The 14,430-nt window shown below is 44.5% G+C and carries 12 protein-coding genes; 8 read left to right on the plus strand and 4 right to left on the minus strand.

Going from position 1 to position 14,430, the window contains the following annotated elements; all coding sequences use genetic code 11:
* Window positions 1-3: 3 nt before the first annotated feature.
* Complete coding sequence (locus JUB15_RS08855) at window positions 4-2,100, minus strand: ComEC/Rec2 family competence protein (protein WP_207512121.1); 2,097 nt, start codon at window positions 2,098-2,100, stop codon at window positions 4-6.
* Between the two features lie 590 nt (window positions 2,101-2,690).
* On the opposite strand from JUB15_RS08855, the gene JUB15_RS08860 reads away from it, so the two are divergent.
* The 4 genes from JUB15_RS08860 to JUB15_RS08875 all read left to right on the plus strand — a co-directional run bounded on the left by JUB15_RS08860 (window position 2,691) and on the right by JUB15_RS08875 (window position 5,422).
* Window positions 2,691-3,164, plus strand: a complete 474-nt coding sequence (locus JUB15_RS08860) for a hypothetical protein (protein WP_207512122.1) — start codon at window positions 2,691-2,693, stop codon at window positions 3,162-3,164.
* Between the two features lie 147 nt (window positions 3,165-3,311).
* Complete coding sequence (locus tag JUB15_RS08865) at window positions 3,312-3,905, plus strand: hypothetical protein (protein ID WP_207512123.1); 594 nt, start codon at window positions 3,312-3,314, stop codon at window positions 3,903-3,905.
* A gap of 49 nt (window positions 3,906-3,954) precedes the next feature.
* Window positions 3,955-4,746: a sensor histidine kinase gene (locus tag JUB15_RS08870; RefSeq protein WP_207512124.1), complete on the plus strand. Its 792-nt coding sequence runs from the start codon at window positions 3,955-3,957 to the stop codon at window positions 4,744-4,746.
* A 19-nt stretch (window positions 4,747-4,765) separates the two neighbouring features.
* The gene (locus JUB15_RS08875) at window positions 4,766-5,422 is read left to right on the plus strand and encodes a response regulator transcription factor (RefSeq protein WP_207512125.1); all 657 of its coding nucleotides are present in this window, start codon (window positions 4,766-4,768) and stop codon (window positions 5,420-5,422) included.
* 138 nt (window positions 5,423-5,560) lie between these two features.
* Here JUB15_RS08875 and carB read toward each other — a convergent pair whose 3' ends face one another.
* Window positions 5,561-8,383, minus strand: a complete 2,823-nt coding sequence (gene carB, locus JUB15_RS08880; RefSeq protein ID WP_207512126.1) for a carbamoyl-phosphate synthase large subunit — start codon at window positions 8,381-8,383, stop codon at window positions 5,561-5,563.
* 464 nt (window positions 8,384-8,847) lie between these two features.
* A complete protein-coding gene (locus JUB15_RS08885; protein ID WP_207512127.1) occupies window positions 8,848-9,063 on the minus strand; it encodes a hypothetical protein in 216 nt (71 codons plus the stop codon).
* Between the two features lie 371 nt (window positions 9,064-9,434).
* Between JUB15_RS08885 and JUB15_RS08890 the strand changes: the two genes are divergently transcribed.
* The 3 genes from JUB15_RS08890 to JUB15_RS08900 all read left to right on the plus strand — a co-directional run bounded on the left by JUB15_RS08890 (window position 9,435) and on the right by JUB15_RS08900 (window position 12,128).
* Window positions 9,435-11,141, plus strand: coding sequence for a M23 family metallopeptidase (locus JUB15_RS08890; protein ID WP_207512128.1), 1,707 nt, complete (start codon window positions 9,435-9,437; stop codon window positions 11,139-11,141).
* Between the two features lie 135 nt (window positions 11,142-11,276).
* A complete protein-coding gene (gene bcp / locus JUB15_RS08895) occupies window positions 11,277-11,738 on the plus strand; it encodes a thioredoxin-dependent thiol peroxidase (protein ID WP_207512129.1) in 462 nt (153 codons plus the stop codon).
* Window positions 11,739-11,813: 75 nt separating this feature from the next.
* Window positions 11,814-12,128, plus strand: a complete 315-nt coding sequence (locus JUB15_RS08900; protein ID WP_207512130.1) for a hypothetical protein — start codon at window positions 11,814-11,816, stop codon at window positions 12,126-12,128.
* Window positions 12,129-12,232: 104 nt separating this feature from the next.
* On the opposite strand, the gene JUB15_RS08905 is transcribed toward JUB15_RS08900, so the two are convergent.
* A complete protein-coding gene (locus JUB15_RS08905) occupies window positions 12,233-13,450 on the minus strand; it encodes an ROK family transcriptional regulator (protein ID WP_207512131.1) in 1,218 nt (405 codons plus the stop codon).
* Between the two features lie 621 nt (window positions 13,451-14,071).
* Here JUB15_RS08905 and JUB15_RS08910 point away from each other — a divergent pair.
* Window positions 14,072-14,416, plus strand: a complete 345-nt coding sequence (locus JUB15_RS08910; protein WP_207512132.1) for a hypothetical protein — start codon at window positions 14,072-14,074, stop codon at window positions 14,414-14,416.
* Window positions 14,417-14,430 lie beyond the last annotated feature (14 nt).

Raw genomic sequence — 14,430 nt, forward strand, 5'->3', positions numbered from 1 at the left:
AGGTTAATACAGGTTGAAAACAAAGGCGCCCTGGTCGGCCACCGAAAAGCCCGGAATCCCAAGTTGATCGCATTCCTGCAGCCACCTGGCTATTTTCCCCGGTGCGTTGGATGCGTCAAAAACGAACCGGCGGCAGGTAAAAACACTGGTTAGCTGCGCCAAATGGAGCGTTGGGTTATTCAAAATAATAATAATATCAACCGGCGTTTTTAACGTTTTCTGGGATAGGGTTAGAGGTTGGTCGATGATCAAAAAGGAGGTGTTGCCGCACCGGAAAAAATTTTTTTCACCCAGTAATTTTCCGGTGTTAAATGGGGTGATTACGCGGTGGACTAACCGAGCCGGTTGCAGGTGAAATGCAAACAACAGATCATTTTTCAGTAATGCGCTGTCGGCGGTAAAGAAGCACTGTTTCCCCACTATAACGTCAATGGCGCTATGCCTGGGTATATTATATACGATCAGTTTTCTTTGCTGCATGGCCTTCCGTTCGTCAATGGCCTCGAAGATCATGAACAACAGTAAGGCCAGTAATGATATTATAAAACCTTTTCTGCTGTAATGAAATAACCACCATGCTATAGCGCTGATGAACAGATAGAGGCAAACGAGCTGCGGCCAGCTTAGCAGCAGGTTGTTCAGGGTGGCAAAAGGCAGGCCGCTTACTGCTTCTATAAATGTGTTCAGTGCATAAATGATGTAATGCAGGAAATACCCGATGGATGTTGCCAGCAGTGGAATGACGCTTACAACGCATAATACTATTTCACCAATGATGATAATGCCCGATAAAGGAACTGCCAGCAGATTGGCGATCAGAAACAAGTTGGGAAATTGATGGAAGTGAAATACCGAAATGGGTACTGTCAGGATCTGTGCGGCAATGGTAACGCAGGTAGATTTCCATACGAAGTCTGTTAGTTTATTGCGGATAAATAGTAGATGGTAGACCGGCTTATAGAAAATGGCCAAGCTAAGCACGGCAGCGTATGAGAGCTGAAAGCCTGCATCCCACAACCAGAAAGGATTATAGCATAAAAGTAAAAACGCAGCTGCTGCCAGGCTGTTATAAACAGCTGTTTTCCGGTTCATGTGTTCACCAATGACCAGGCAGGTGAACATCACCGCAGAGCGCAACACAGAGGGGGAGCCGCCGGCAATACAACTGAATGACCAAAGGCCGGCAATAATAAGAATGGGTTGCAAAAGCCGCAATGTAGCCTGTTTTGCCAGCGGCTTGCATAGCAGCATTAATAACCAGTAGATCAGGCCGAGGTGTAAACCGGAAATAGCAATAATATGCACCACGCCGGTATTGGAATAGGATTGAACCAGGCTTTTGTCAAGATCTTCTTTATAGCCGATAAGCATCGCTTCGGCCAGGCCGCTTTCCTTTGGGCCGGGGATGTATTTTTGAAGCAGGGCTACGATTTTGGCTCTTGTGGATAAAAGATATTTCCGAAACAGATTTTCATTTTCTATTTTGAGCGCAACGAACTCACCTTTCTTAAGGTATACCTGGTATGAAATGCCCTGAAAAGTGCAATACTGCTGATAATCAAAGCAGCCGGGATTGCCTGTATTTTTTACCGGTTGCAATGCCTTGAAAAGTAACAATTGATTGCCATATTGAAGATGTTGAACAGCACTGTCTTTCTGAAAATACAGAAGGATCTTTCCACTGGCTTTGCTAATAGAATGGTCAAACAGAACTGCCTGAACGGATGCAATGGATTTATAGGATTGTTTTTTTTCAGACAGTGGTTCTTCAATAGTTACTAAAACAGCCTTTCCTGCTGAGTACTTTCTGCTGATACTCATTTCCTGAAGCCGTATGTCGTTGTAATATAAAAGTAAACCTCCTGTGGCGAATAGTAGCGCGTTTAACCACGCGCCATTAAACCATTGGGCACGGAATTGGCGTAATAGTGGTAAAAAAGCAAACAGCCAGAGAGCAGCAGCGCTGAAAGCAAGGAGCAGCCATAACAATAGCACGGAAAAAGGCAGATACCACTGACACGTAATACCGGCAATAAGCGGAATAACAAGTCGGATGAAAGGTGATTCTTTCCAAATGGGCCAGGCAGGCAGGTGTAACATTCCAACAAGGCAATTACAACAATAGAATTGGCAGCAGAAGGGAATCTGTGAGAATGATGAGCGGGGCTAAAAAAACAAACTACCTACTTTATCAAAAAAGGACAAGGCTAATGGTAAAAAGATAAAGCAGGTAGTTTGAAAAAGGAAAAATTCTGTTATCAGAATAAAATTTCCTCAAGAGGATTTGTAGGATAACAAAAGCCTTGAGGAAATCTGTCGGCGGGTTTTCACAGGACCATTGGATTTCTAAAACGGGATGATAGCAACTCTCCATGTCTAATTTCTGACAAAAACCGGATACATGCCAGAAAAGCGCGATTTATTAACTACGGTTTTTTGTACGGGCAATTAACGGTCAGATTACCCCCGTAAAAAGACGGGGGTAAAGCTTGATGATTTAACGGTAAAATCTTCCTCTTTTAACGGTATTTGCACCGTCTTTTTCACGTGACTAATTGAACTTCTTCAGTTTATGAATAATAGTAATTTGTAATTGGTTGACTAACACCTAGTTCTAACCGAAGTTGTCTGCCCTCCCGCGGCTACTTTTACATCGACAACACAATCACTCATATCAAAACTCACAAGCTATGACTACAATTGAAAAAAAATCCGTAAGGGTAGGTAAATACGTGGATACTAACCATGTTGATACACTTATCCGTACCTATAAACAGGAACGGTGGAAACAGAACTCTGAGCGTTTGGGGCAGGAAGATTCATTAAGTCTTTACTATACCATCGAGGAACTGGAAGAATTTTTGAAAAGGTCAAAAGAGGCCGGAGCGAATACTGTTAGCATACATTTTGGCGTGTACCCTGAGCATTTTAACGAAAGGCCTGAATATGCCGGCCGGCAGACTACCGTGTTTGTAGCTACTGACCGCCAGGAAACTGAAGCCGGTGTTATGCATAAAAGCGTTTACCACGAAACCAGTAAAGGCAAACAACTGCTGGCTTACAATATGGGTCAATGGCCTCCCGGAAGCGGTGTTGGTAATGGTGATGATGGCTTTGGTATCACCATTGTTGACAAGGGCGCAGAAGGCATGGTGATCGTATAAAGCAGGTAGCTGAAGCAGATAATATTATTAAAAAATCCGTCGCGGTTTACCCGGGACGGATTTTTTTTAATGTTTAATATATTTACTTTAGCGGCTGAGATGAACTTTCCGTCGCTTTTTATTCAGATAATTTGCTTGTTGGCATCGTTGACCCTGTTTTTTCAGGCATCCATAGCCCAATATCTAAAAACGTTCCCGCTCTTCATATTTGTAACCCTGATCGTTGAAATAACAGCCTGGCTGCTGTTTAAAAATAGAATAAACGTAAATCTCTTATACTGTTTTTTCACCGCCTTCGAGTTTGAGTATTATCTATTTATCATCAGTTTTAGTTTATATCGCAAAAAAGCTAAAAAGATCATAGCATGGGTGCTGGCCGTTTATCCCCTGTTGGTGATCATCAATGTGTTCTTTATTCAACCGAATGGGTTTCATACGATCACTTATTCGCTAGGTTGTTTACTCATCGTGGCTGCCTGCATTTATTATTTTTTTGAAATATTTCAATCTACCCGATCGGTAAACCTGGTAAAAGAGCCGCCCTTTTGGATATGCTCAGGACTGTTATTCTTTTATTGTTGTACTTTTCCCCTGATAGGGTTATGGAATCATTTAAGCGGGCTGTCAGATATCATATTGACCAACCTGAACGCTATTATGCAGGTGTTGAATATTTTGCTGTATTCTCTGTTTTCCATCGCATTCTTATGCAGGTTCCCTTTCCGTAAATCGTTACAATAATGTACAGCGTTAAACTTTATGCTAAATTGCTTCCACCAAGCATCCTAATATGAAATCGGAGATATACATTGTAATAATAATTGGTGCAATTCTGGCGGTGATGCTGGTAGGCTTTATTGTTACCATTCTGTTCCTGTACCAGCGCAGACAGCACCGGCAGGAGCTGGAGATCAACCGCATGAAGGAGGAGTATGAACGGGAAGCACTGAAATCGCAACTGGAGATCCAGGAAGAAACCTTTAAGAATATCGGCCAGGAGCTGCATGATAACATCGGCCAAATGCTGTCGGTAGTAAAGCTGTCTTTAGCCGTATTGCCCATAAATGATAAACATGAAGCCTGGGAACCTGTGCAGGGCGCCCGACAGGTGTTGAATAAAGCCATGGTTGACCTCGCCAACCTCACCAAGAGCCTGCATACGGATCGCATAACCCAGATCGGTTTGGCTGAATCCATTCATTTTGAACTGGAGAATATCAATAAAACCGGTTTACTGGATATCGAGTTCTCTATCTCAGGCATTGAAGCAAGCCTCGACGATCAAAAATCGATCGTACTATTCAGGATCTTCCAGGAAAACCTGAACAATATCTTAAAGCACTCCAAAGCCAAAAAGATACTGGTAAATCTTACCTATCTTGATGAAAAGTTCATCATGAAAATAACCGACGATGGAATTGGTTTCAACGTAACGGAAAAGAAAAATTCCACGTCGTCTGCGGCTGGTGTTGGATTAAAGAGTATTTTCAACCGGGCAAAATTAATTGGTGCAGATATTGATATGCAAAGTGAACCAGGGCAGGGGACTATAGTTACCATCCAGTTGCCTTTACCCCATTAAATAAGTGAATGCGCGATAAATGACGGTTAATAAAAACATACAGGTAGCAGTTGCTGATGATCATACTTTACTTCGAAACGCGCTGGCGCGTTTGATCAACTCGTTTGAAGGATATAAAGTGTTGTTTGAAGCCAGTAACGGGCAGGAAGTTAAGGAAAAGCTCAACAAGCATGTAATACCCGATATTATTCTGCTGGATGTAAATATGCCCGATATCGACGGTTATGAAACAGCCAAATGGATCTACAAGACCTTTCCGCAGGTAAAGATACTGGCCCTTTCCATGTTCAGCGACGAGAATATCATTATTCGCATGCTGCGCCTGGGCGCCAAAGGATATATAATGAAAAACGCCGAGCCCGAAGAGTTGAAAATGGCGCTGGATTCCGTATTGCACAAGGACTTCTATCTTTCTGAATTAATATCCGGCAAGATCATCAGCGGCCTGCATAAAGACATGGATAAACCGAACGAACCTGTTCACCTTACCGAAAAGGAGAAAGAATTCCTGAAATGGGTTTGTACGGAATTAACTTATAAGGATATCGCTGCCAAAATGTTTGTAAGCCCCCGTACTGTAGATGATTACCGCAACTCCCTGTTTGAAAAGCTGGGCGTGAAAACGCGGGTTGGACTGGTAATATACGCGATCAAACACAGCATGGTTGAAATATAGGGGGTGTTCAACAAGTTAACTGTTCAACTCGTTAACTCGTCAACCATTTACCACAGCATTCAAAAATAAAAAGGGAGATAAGGTTTATTACCGTATCTCCCTTTTACTCGTTAACTGTTCAACTGGTTAACTCGTCAACTATTTACTCAGATACATACTTCTGTCTTTGTACAGCTGACGGAAGTACGGATCGCGGAGGTCTTTTATAAAGCGAATGGCCTCACCGGTACTTTTCATTTCGGGCCCCAGCTCTTTATTAACACCAGGGAATTTTTCGAAGCTGAACACCGGCTCTTTGATCGCATAGCCCTTCAGGCGTTTTACGAATTTGAAGTCACGCAGTTTATTGGCGCCGAGCATAACCTTGGTAGCCACGTTCAGATAGGGGATCTGGTAGGCTTTGGCAATAAAGGGTGTCGTACGTGATGCCCGCGGGTTGGCTTCAATTACATACACTTTGCCGTCTTTGATAGCGAACTGAATGTTAATGAGACCCTTGATATTTAATTTGAAAGCAATTTTGCGGGCGTATTCTTCCATGGTCTCAACGATCAGGGGGCTCAGGTTGAACTGCGGTAACACGGCATTGCTATCACCGCTATGAATACCGGCCGGTTCAATATGTTCCATTACACCCATCACATGAAATTCCTCGCCGTCGCAAATGGCGTCAATTTCGGCCTCCTGGCAGCGATCGAGGAAGTGATCGATCAGGATCTTGTTGCCGGGGATATGTTTCAGCAGACTTACTACTGCTTTTTCCAGTTCATCATCATTGATCACGATGCGCATCCGCTGACCACCCAATACATAACTGGGGCGAACCAGCACCGGGTAGCCCACTTTTTTCGCAACTTCAACTGCTTCGTCAACCGTATAAGCAGTGCCGTAGTTAGGATACGGAATGCCCAGTTCTTTCAGCATGTCGCTGAAACGGCCGCGGTCTTCTGCAATATCCATACTGTCGAAAGAAGTGCCTATGATCTTAACGCCCTTCTTGGTTAATCTTTCTGCCAGCTTCAGGGCTGTTTGTCCGCCTAACTGAACGATCACACCTTCCGGTTTTTCATGTTCGATCAGTTCCCACAGGTGCTCCCAGAATACGGGTTCAAAATAGAGTTTATCGGCCATGTCGAAATCGGTAGACACGGTTTCAGGGTTACAGTTCACCATGATGGCTTCGTAACCACATTCTTTGAGCGCCAGCAGGCCGTGCACACAGCAATAATCGAACTCAATACCCTGTCCAATACGGTTGGGCCCTGAGCCGAGCACGATCACCTTCCGGCGATTGCTGGGCTTGCTTTCATTATAATTGCCCGATTCGAAAGTAGAGTAGAAGTAAGGCGTTTTGGCTTCAAACTCGGCACTGCAGGTATCTACCATTTTATATACGCGGGTGATGCCTGCTGCTTTACGTTTTGCGTATATTTCTTCATCGCTACCGTCCTGCATGATGCGGCAGATCTGCTCATCGCTGAAGCCCTGGAATTTGGCTTCTTTAAGTAATTCGATGGGCAGGGTAGCTGTTTTGTATTTGGCGATCTCTTTTTCGAGGTCCACGATCTTTTTAACCTCGTTGATGAACCAGCGGTCGATGCCGGTGGCTTTGGCAATGGTTCCAACAGAAACACCGCCCATGAGGGCATCTTTTATACGGAAGATGCGGTCCCATTTCGGGGTCTTGATATATTCGATCAGCTCTTCCGCGTGCATCTGGCTTTTTCCATAGTAGCCCAAACCAACGGCATTGTTCTCGAGGCTTTGGCAGGCTTTCTGAATGGCCTCACCAAAACTTCTGCCGATGGCCATTACCTCGCCCACACTTTTCATTTGTAAGCCGAGCGTATCGTTGGCGCCTTTGAACTTATCGAAATTCCAGCGGGGCATTTTAACGATCACGTAGTCCAGCGCCGGCTCAAAATAAGCTGAAGTGGTTTTGGTGATCTGGTTCTTCAGTTCATCGAGCGTATAGCCGATGGCGAGTTTGGCTGCTATTTTAGCGATCGGGTAACCGGTGGCTTTGGATGCCAGCGCCGATGACCGGCTCACGCGGGGATTGATCTCAACAGAGATCAATTCTTCTGTTTCGGGATTCAAAGCGAACTGTACGTTACAACCGCCGGCAAAATTTCCCAGGCTGCGCATCATTAGAATGGCTTTGTTACGCATATCCTGGAAGGCGGTATCGCTTAATGTCATGGCCGGTGCAACAGTGATGGAGTCGCCGGTATGTACACCCATCGGGTCAAGATTCTCAACCGTACAAATGATAGCTACGTTATCATTTTTGTCGCGCAAAAGCTCCAGTTCATATTCTTTCCAGCCCAATACAGCTTTTTCCACCAGCACCTCATGTATGGGAGAAGCTTTCAAACCTCTGTCGAGGGCAGCTTCCAGTTCAGATTTGTCGTGAACGAATCCGCCGCCGGTTCCGCCAAGGGTGAATGAAGGGCGAATTACGAGCGGAAAACCGATCTCCTGGGCAAATTCCTTTCCTTCGAGCAGGGAGTTGGCCACTCTTGAAGGAGCAACCGGTACGCCTACTTTGAACATCAGCTGCCGGAATTTTTCCCGGTCTTCAGCGGTATCGATGGCGGCAATATCAACCCCGATCAATCGAACGTTGTATTTTTCCCACACACCCAGTTCCGCTGCTTCTTTCGCCAGGTTTAAGGCTGTTTGTCCCCCCATGGTCGGTAGCACCGCATCAATCTGGTTTTCTTCCAGTATTTGCTCAATGCTCTCTACCGTCAGTGGCAACAGGTAAACCTTGTCGGCCATCATAGGGTCGGTCATGATGGTAGCAGGATTACTGTTGATGAGAATTACTTTAATTCCTTCTTCCCGGATACTACGGGCCGCCTGTGAACCGGAATAGTCAAATTCACACGCCTGGCCGATAATAATGGGACCTGAACCGATAATTAGTACTGACTTGATAGAAGTGTCTTTTGGCATTTTGAGTAAAGAGCGATTTTTTTTAATTAACAACCTTGTTAAACCTTCCCCCTGAGCCGTTTTGCCTCAATGCTGAGGTGATATCGGCGGGATAAATTGCGCAAAAGTAAGGCAGCGAAGGGAATTTTACGGATTATTTTTAGAAGAAGCCGAAAGCCGGAACTGGGCAGTCAGAAGCCGGAGGCCGGAATCCTGCAGATTGGATCTTGTAGTTGAGATGCCGCTGGACGGACAAATGAGTCAGAATGAGCCAGAAAGGAATTGTCGTTAGTACGTTTTTTGTGGTCAGAAGGTGGAGGTCGGAGGTCCGAAGTGCGGAGGCCAGAAGTCAGAAGCTAATTTTAAAAATTGACTTTTCAGACCTCAGACTTCATACTTCAGATTTCAGAATTCAGAATTCAGTAATAAAAAAGCCTCTGCCATCCGGCAAAGGCTTTGAATTGCTGGCTGAAATTTATATTAAATCAGTTGTTGTGAAAAGCGGCTAACTCAATGTCATCAAGTGCAACGCCACCGCCCCGTACCAGTTTTTTTTGTTCGGCCATCAGCCGTTTTTCATCAAAACGACTTTTGATACGGAAAACCCATTTTTGTTTAGCTTCATTTCCACGAAAGATGCCTACTATCGTGCCGATCGACAGAGCCAATACCAGTATCATCTTATTCCTAAGCGTTTTCATACTACCGAGTTTGTAGAAATTATCGAATACTATTCCTTTTAAGACAACATATATACGCCAAATGCTGTTCCAATGTTTATAAAAATCGTACCACTATGTGGGTATTTTTTAAATATTAACACCTTAAAATACCTGGTGGTTCATTTCTTTTTATTCTGGTTTATCTATGCAGGTAACCCGTCTTAATATTTTTTTAATATTGCATTTTCTGCACGTATTCACATGTTAAGGTGCCGGCTTTTATGACGTTAATTTTTTATAACATTTTACCGGTTATCGCCAACCACTTAGTTTTGCAACCTTATCAACGCCCCGATGCAGTCGGGGCCAGCGCTGTAAACAGTTTGTGATCATTCAAGTCAAAAGAACCTATGAGAATTATAACATTGCTCCTGTTGTTGAAAAGCTCCACGCTGGTTGCCCAGTTGTTTCCCCCTGCCAGCTATCCGCAGGGATATTTCCGTAATCCGCTGGCGATACCGATGCGTTTAGCCGGCAACTTTGGTGAATTGCGGCCCAACCACTACCATATGGGATTTGATGTAAAAACAAACGCGCGGGAAAACCTGCCGGTATATGCGGCAGCCGACGGATACATCAGTCGCATTAAAATAGAACCCTATGGTTTTGGCCGGGCGATATACATCAACCATCCCAATGGCTTTACGACGTTATATGCGCATTTGAATACATTCAATCCTACGCTTGAAAAATGGGTAAAAGACCAGCAATATGAAAAGCAATCGTGGAAGGTTTTGCTCGAATTGCCTGCCGATCTTTTTCCGGTTAAAAAAGGAGATTTCCTGGCCTATAGTGGCAATACCGGTGGTTCGCAAGCACCGCACCTGCATTTTGAGATCAGGCGTACAGACGGCGACGTGAATGTGAACCCTTTCCTGTTTGGTTTTCCGGTAGCGGATAATGTTCCACCCAAACTGCTGCGCTTGGCGGTGTATGACAGAACCCGGAGCGTTTATGAACAATCTCCGAGAATATTTCCCGTAAGGGCCATTTCGGCTTCTACCTATATGCCCACGCCTGCGGTAATTACGGTTTCCTCGCCACTGGTAAGTTTTGCCATTGGCGCATACGATACCCAAACCGGATCGTCGAATCTGAATGGCATTTATGAATCAACGCTGCTGATCGATGAAGAACCGGTGATCGGTTTCAGAATGGATAATATCAGTTACAACGATACCCGCGACCTGAATGCTCATATAGATTATAAAACCAAATACCAGGGTGGCCCTTACCTGCAGCATTTGGCCCAATTGCCCGGCTATACGAATAGTGTTTACAGGCATAACCGCAATACGGGCGCTATTGATCTAAGTGACGGCGCTGTGCATGCGGTTTCTATCAAAGTAAAAGATGCCAGCGGCAATACCAGCACACTAAACTATAAAATTCAATATAATGGGGCTGATGCGGAAGCGCCGGAGCCATCAGCTAAGAAGTTCTATCCATTGATGATGGATGGTTTTGAAAGCCCCGAATGTGAGTTTTACATAGGCGAGCGCTGTTTATACGATTCGGTGCACATTCGATACAATAAGTCGGCAAACACCAATAGTCAGGTAGTATCGTCGATCCATACGATCGGGGCGCCTTATATTCCGTTACGCGATTCATTGCTTGTACGGATACAGCCCAACCGCACATTGACCGATGCTGAACGGTCACGCACAGTGATGCAGTGGTTTACCGGTACCAAAGAAGATGTGCAGAAAGTGCAATGGCAGGGCAACTGGGCATCTGCCCGGTTCAGGGATTTCGGCAATTACCAACTGGTACTGGATACCCAACCGCCGGTGATCGTTCCGATTGGCTTTACAGACGGATCGAACCTGGCCAAAGCTACCCGTATTGCATTTACCGTAAATGATAATTTGGAGAAATATAAAAACGTTCGGGCCGAACTGGATGGACAATGGCTGCGGTTTACGAACGACAAAGGAAAAACCTTCCTGTATTTTTTTGATGAAAAGTTTATGTCGGGCCGGCATGAGCTTATGATCCATGCAGAAGACGAAGCGGGCAATGTAACCGAAAGAACGTTTACGGTAATTCGGTAATGCCCTGACCGGACCGGTCGGAATAAGTTATGCGCTTTGTTGTCAGAACCGGGGTTTCCGCAGAAAGACCCGGTCTTGTTTTATGTGTCGCGATCGTCGCATTGGCATTTTAGCAAATTAGCTAATTTGCATACTATGATTACCTTAAAAGAAGGGGATAAAGCGCCGGCATTTAGCGGAAAAGACCAGAACGGTAAAAAAGTATCGCTCAGCGAATTCAAAGGGAAAAAACTGGTACTGTACTTTTATCCCGAAGACGATACGCCCACCTGTACAGTACAGGCCTGCAATCTGCGCGATAATTATGCTTTATTAAAGAAGAATGGATTTGAAGTGATTGGGGTCAGTCCGAATGATGAAAAAAGCCACAAAAAGTTTGAGACGAAGTTCAATCTGCCCTTCACTTTACTAGCCGACCCGAGCCATACGGTTATAAATAAGTACGGGGTTTGGGGCGAAAAGCAAATGTTCGGTAATAAATATATGGGCGTTCACCGCACTACTTTTGTGATCAATGAAAAAGGCATTATAAGTAAGATTTTTCTGCGTCCCAAGAACAAACAGCATGCGGAGGAAATTGTTGAGGCGGTCAAATAACTTGATTGATATCAATAACTCTAAAAACTAATTATATTAGTATTAATGGCTAAATTTATGATCCATTAATACTTTATGCCTGCAATTACCATTACCAAACTTTATGAACTGGTGTCCATTAAACCGGGGCGTGAAACCGCCGAGAATTTGACTACCTTTATAGAAGAAAAAATTAGCTGCGAGGTGGACACAAAAACTTCAATACTTGCTACGAAGGAAGATCTGGCGCGGGAAATCGGATGCACAAAAGCAGACCTGACCCGGGAGATCGGAATTACAAATGCAAAAATCGAAACTACAAAAGCTGAATTAATTAAATGGATGTTTCTTTTTTGGATTGGTCAGGTAATAACCACGTTTGGTTTCATATTGCTCTTCATTAATAAATAACGTCTACGCTTATTTAATTGCGCAGTTTAGCACCTATCAGCAGACGAGATGGCCTTAAATAGCAGCATGTGATCGCCCCTGTTATACCTCTTGTTTAAAGTCGATTACTTCGCTATCACTCCTGACTGAATCAGCTCCTTCTTAAGATCACTTCTTTCGAAATTCTCCATAACGAGTGCCGCAGCACCCGTTATTTCAGCCTGGTATCCCAGGGAAGAAATTACGATCTCGGTATTGGAAGCCAGGCGGGGAATACAATGTTCATTCAATGCCTGTTGAATAGGCGCCTGCCATATTTTACCCGCCGAAGAACCGCGTCCGCTCAGGATCACCAGTTCAGGATTGAGCAAATGAATTAAAATGGCTACGCCTCTACCGATATTATAACCCGATCCCGACAATATTTCAACGGCGAATTTATCGCCCTTACCGGCCGCTTTGATGATTTCCTGAAAAGCCTGCTCTGCATGTTCTACCGACAACTCATGTAACAGTGAGATCTTTCCTTCCTTCAACCCTTTGTTGGCTTTTTCAATAACTACCAGCAGGGAGGTTTCGGTTTCAAGACAGCCGCTCTTGCCGCAGCTGCATAGTTTATTGTTCAAAAAAAGCGGAATATGGCTGAATTCGCCGGCAAATCCATTATGTCCTCTGAACAGCTCGCCATTCAGGATCATCCCTAACCCTACTCCCCAACCTACGTTTATGACCATGGCATTTTTTTTACCCCGCGCAGCGCCAAACATAAGCTCGGCCAAAGCGATCAGCCTTGAGTCGTTGTCGATAAATACCGGCAATTTGATCCTTGCAGCAATGTATTGGGTAACCGTACCTTGTTCCGGCTCAAGAAATGTATAGTTCTGCCCTTTATTGGCATCAACAAAACCAGGCATACCAATACCTACGCCGGCTATATTGTTTCGGGCAATCCCTGACCGGTTTATTACTTCGTCGATCTTTTCGGTAAGCGTTGCCAACGCCCCGGGATTTCTGGGTAAGGGCAGTTCAAAGACTTCAGTAGTAATTACCTGGGTGTTCTGCATATTCAAGATGGCAATCCGGGTGATGAGCTGATCCATTGCCACCGATACGATATACAGGACATCCGGTTTAAGTGAATACATAACGGCGCGTCTGCCGCCGGTTGAGGCGGCATATCCGGTTTCCACCACCCAGCCTTCCTCAATAAGCTTTCCCAGCATTTTGGTTGTAACGGGTAAACTTTTATTGATCTTCTCGCTGAGGTCAGCACAGGAAAGCATATTAGAAAAATAAAGATGCTTGATGATCTTTTTTCTATACAATTGATTCTTTTCCGTCATGTACAGTTAGTAAATCTTTCACCAAATTTACTGTTAAGTACCTGAACTTTAAAGCAATTTCAGAAGGGACCTGGTAATTACCATTACAGCCTTATTTTAACCTGCCCCCAATTTCCGCATTGTTGTAACCCGGGTTGCCGCTAACCGGTTTTCTATACGCATAAAAGCCGAAGCGCCAATTATAGAAGCCGGGGCAACTATGTTTCCTGTGTTGTCGTATTGCATCTTATAACCTCAGGAAAGGCTTAGTACCTGTTGCCGGGGTTACAGATGCCGGCTGCTCCTACACCAGCACATAATAAAAGAACCCGTGAATGGTGGCCAGGATGCCTGGCTACAAACTAAGTAAGTACACCGTGTGAACGGTGTGCTTCTATATGGGTTATTTTTTAGTTTTAGGGTTTGGTTACCCTGTCCTTTTAAGGACAGGGTTTTTCATGTATCAGGGCATGATGTAACCTATAACAACAATTATGAAAACGTCTGCAGGCAACCAAAACTTACGGTTAATCGTACAACTCCATAGCATTTGTATGTATACACCCGCCATTGCAATACAGTGTGTATTTGACAATTCTATGCAGTACTGTGGTGGTGCAGCGTTAACTTAATTGTTGTATTATGATAAAGAAACTGTCGGTTCTTTTAACCGGTATCTTTTTGTTTTTAGGTTGTGTTAATGACAAGGAAGAGATCTTATATGGCAATAGCTGTAATGGGCCTGCGCCCTCGTTTTCGGCAGATGTAATTCCAATTATCCAAACCAGTTGCGCAATTCCCGATTGTCATGCAGCAGGAAGCACCCATGGTCCCGGTGCCCTGACCTCATATACACAAATTAAAAATGTTGCCGGAGATATCAAGTTGGCGGTTGTTTCACGTTCTATGCCAAAAGATGGAACGCTTTCGGCCAGCGAGATAAAGACCATACGCTGCTGGGTAGATGCAGGCGCTCCCGATAACTAAACAGCACTTTTTTC

Source organism: Longitalea luteola (genome assembly GCF_017356035.1).
Lineage (GTDB): Bacteria > Bacteroidota > Bacteroidia > Chitinophagales > Chitinophagaceae > Niastella > Niastella luteola.

What these genes read in the sequence shown, in the direction of transcription:
- JUB15_RS08860 (WP_207512122.1), top strand. Translation starts at nt 2,691, where the DNA reads ATGACTACAATTGAAAAAAAATCCGTAAGGGTAGGTAAATACGTGGAT.
- JUB15_RS08890 (WP_207512128.1), top strand. Translation starts at nt 9,435, where the DNA reads ATGAGAATTATAACATTGCTCCTGTTGTTGAAAAGCTCCACGCTGGTT.
- JUB15_RS08900 (WP_207512130.1), top strand. Translation starts at nt 11,814, where the DNA reads ATGCCTGCAATTACCATTACCAAACTTTATGAACTGGTGTCCATTAAA.
- JUB15_RS08885 (WP_207512127.1), bottom strand. Translation starts at nt 9,063, where the DNA reads ATGAAAACGCTTAGGAATAAGATGATACTGGTATTGGCTCTGTCGATC.
- bcp (WP_207512129.1), top strand. Translation starts at nt 11,277, where the DNA reads ATGATTACCTTAAAAGAAGGGGATAAAGCGCCGGCATTTAGCGGAAAA.
- JUB15_RS08870 (WP_207512124.1), top strand. Translation starts at nt 3,955, where the DNA reads ATGAAATCGGAGATATACATTGTAATAATAATTGGTGCAATTCTGGCG.
- JUB15_RS08855 (WP_207512121.1), bottom strand. Translation starts at nt 2,100, where the DNA reads ATGTTACACCTGCCTGCCTGGCCCATTTGGAAAGAATCACCTTTCATC.
- JUB15_RS08905 (WP_207512131.1), bottom strand. Translation starts at nt 13,450, where the DNA reads ATGACGGAAAAGAATCAATTGTATAGAAAAAAGATCATCAAGCATCTT.
- JUB15_RS08910 (WP_207512132.1), top strand. Translation starts at nt 14,072, where the DNA reads ATGATAAAGAAACTGTCGGTTCTTTTAACCGGTATCTTTTTGTTTTTA.
- JUB15_RS08875 (WP_207512125.1), top strand. Translation starts at nt 4,766, where the DNA reads ATGACGGTTAATAAAAACATACAGGTAGCAGTTGCTGATGATCATACT.
- carB (WP_207512126.1), bottom strand. Translation starts at nt 8,383, where the DNA reads ATGCCAAAAGACACTTCTATCAAGTCAGTACTAATTATCGGTTCAGGT.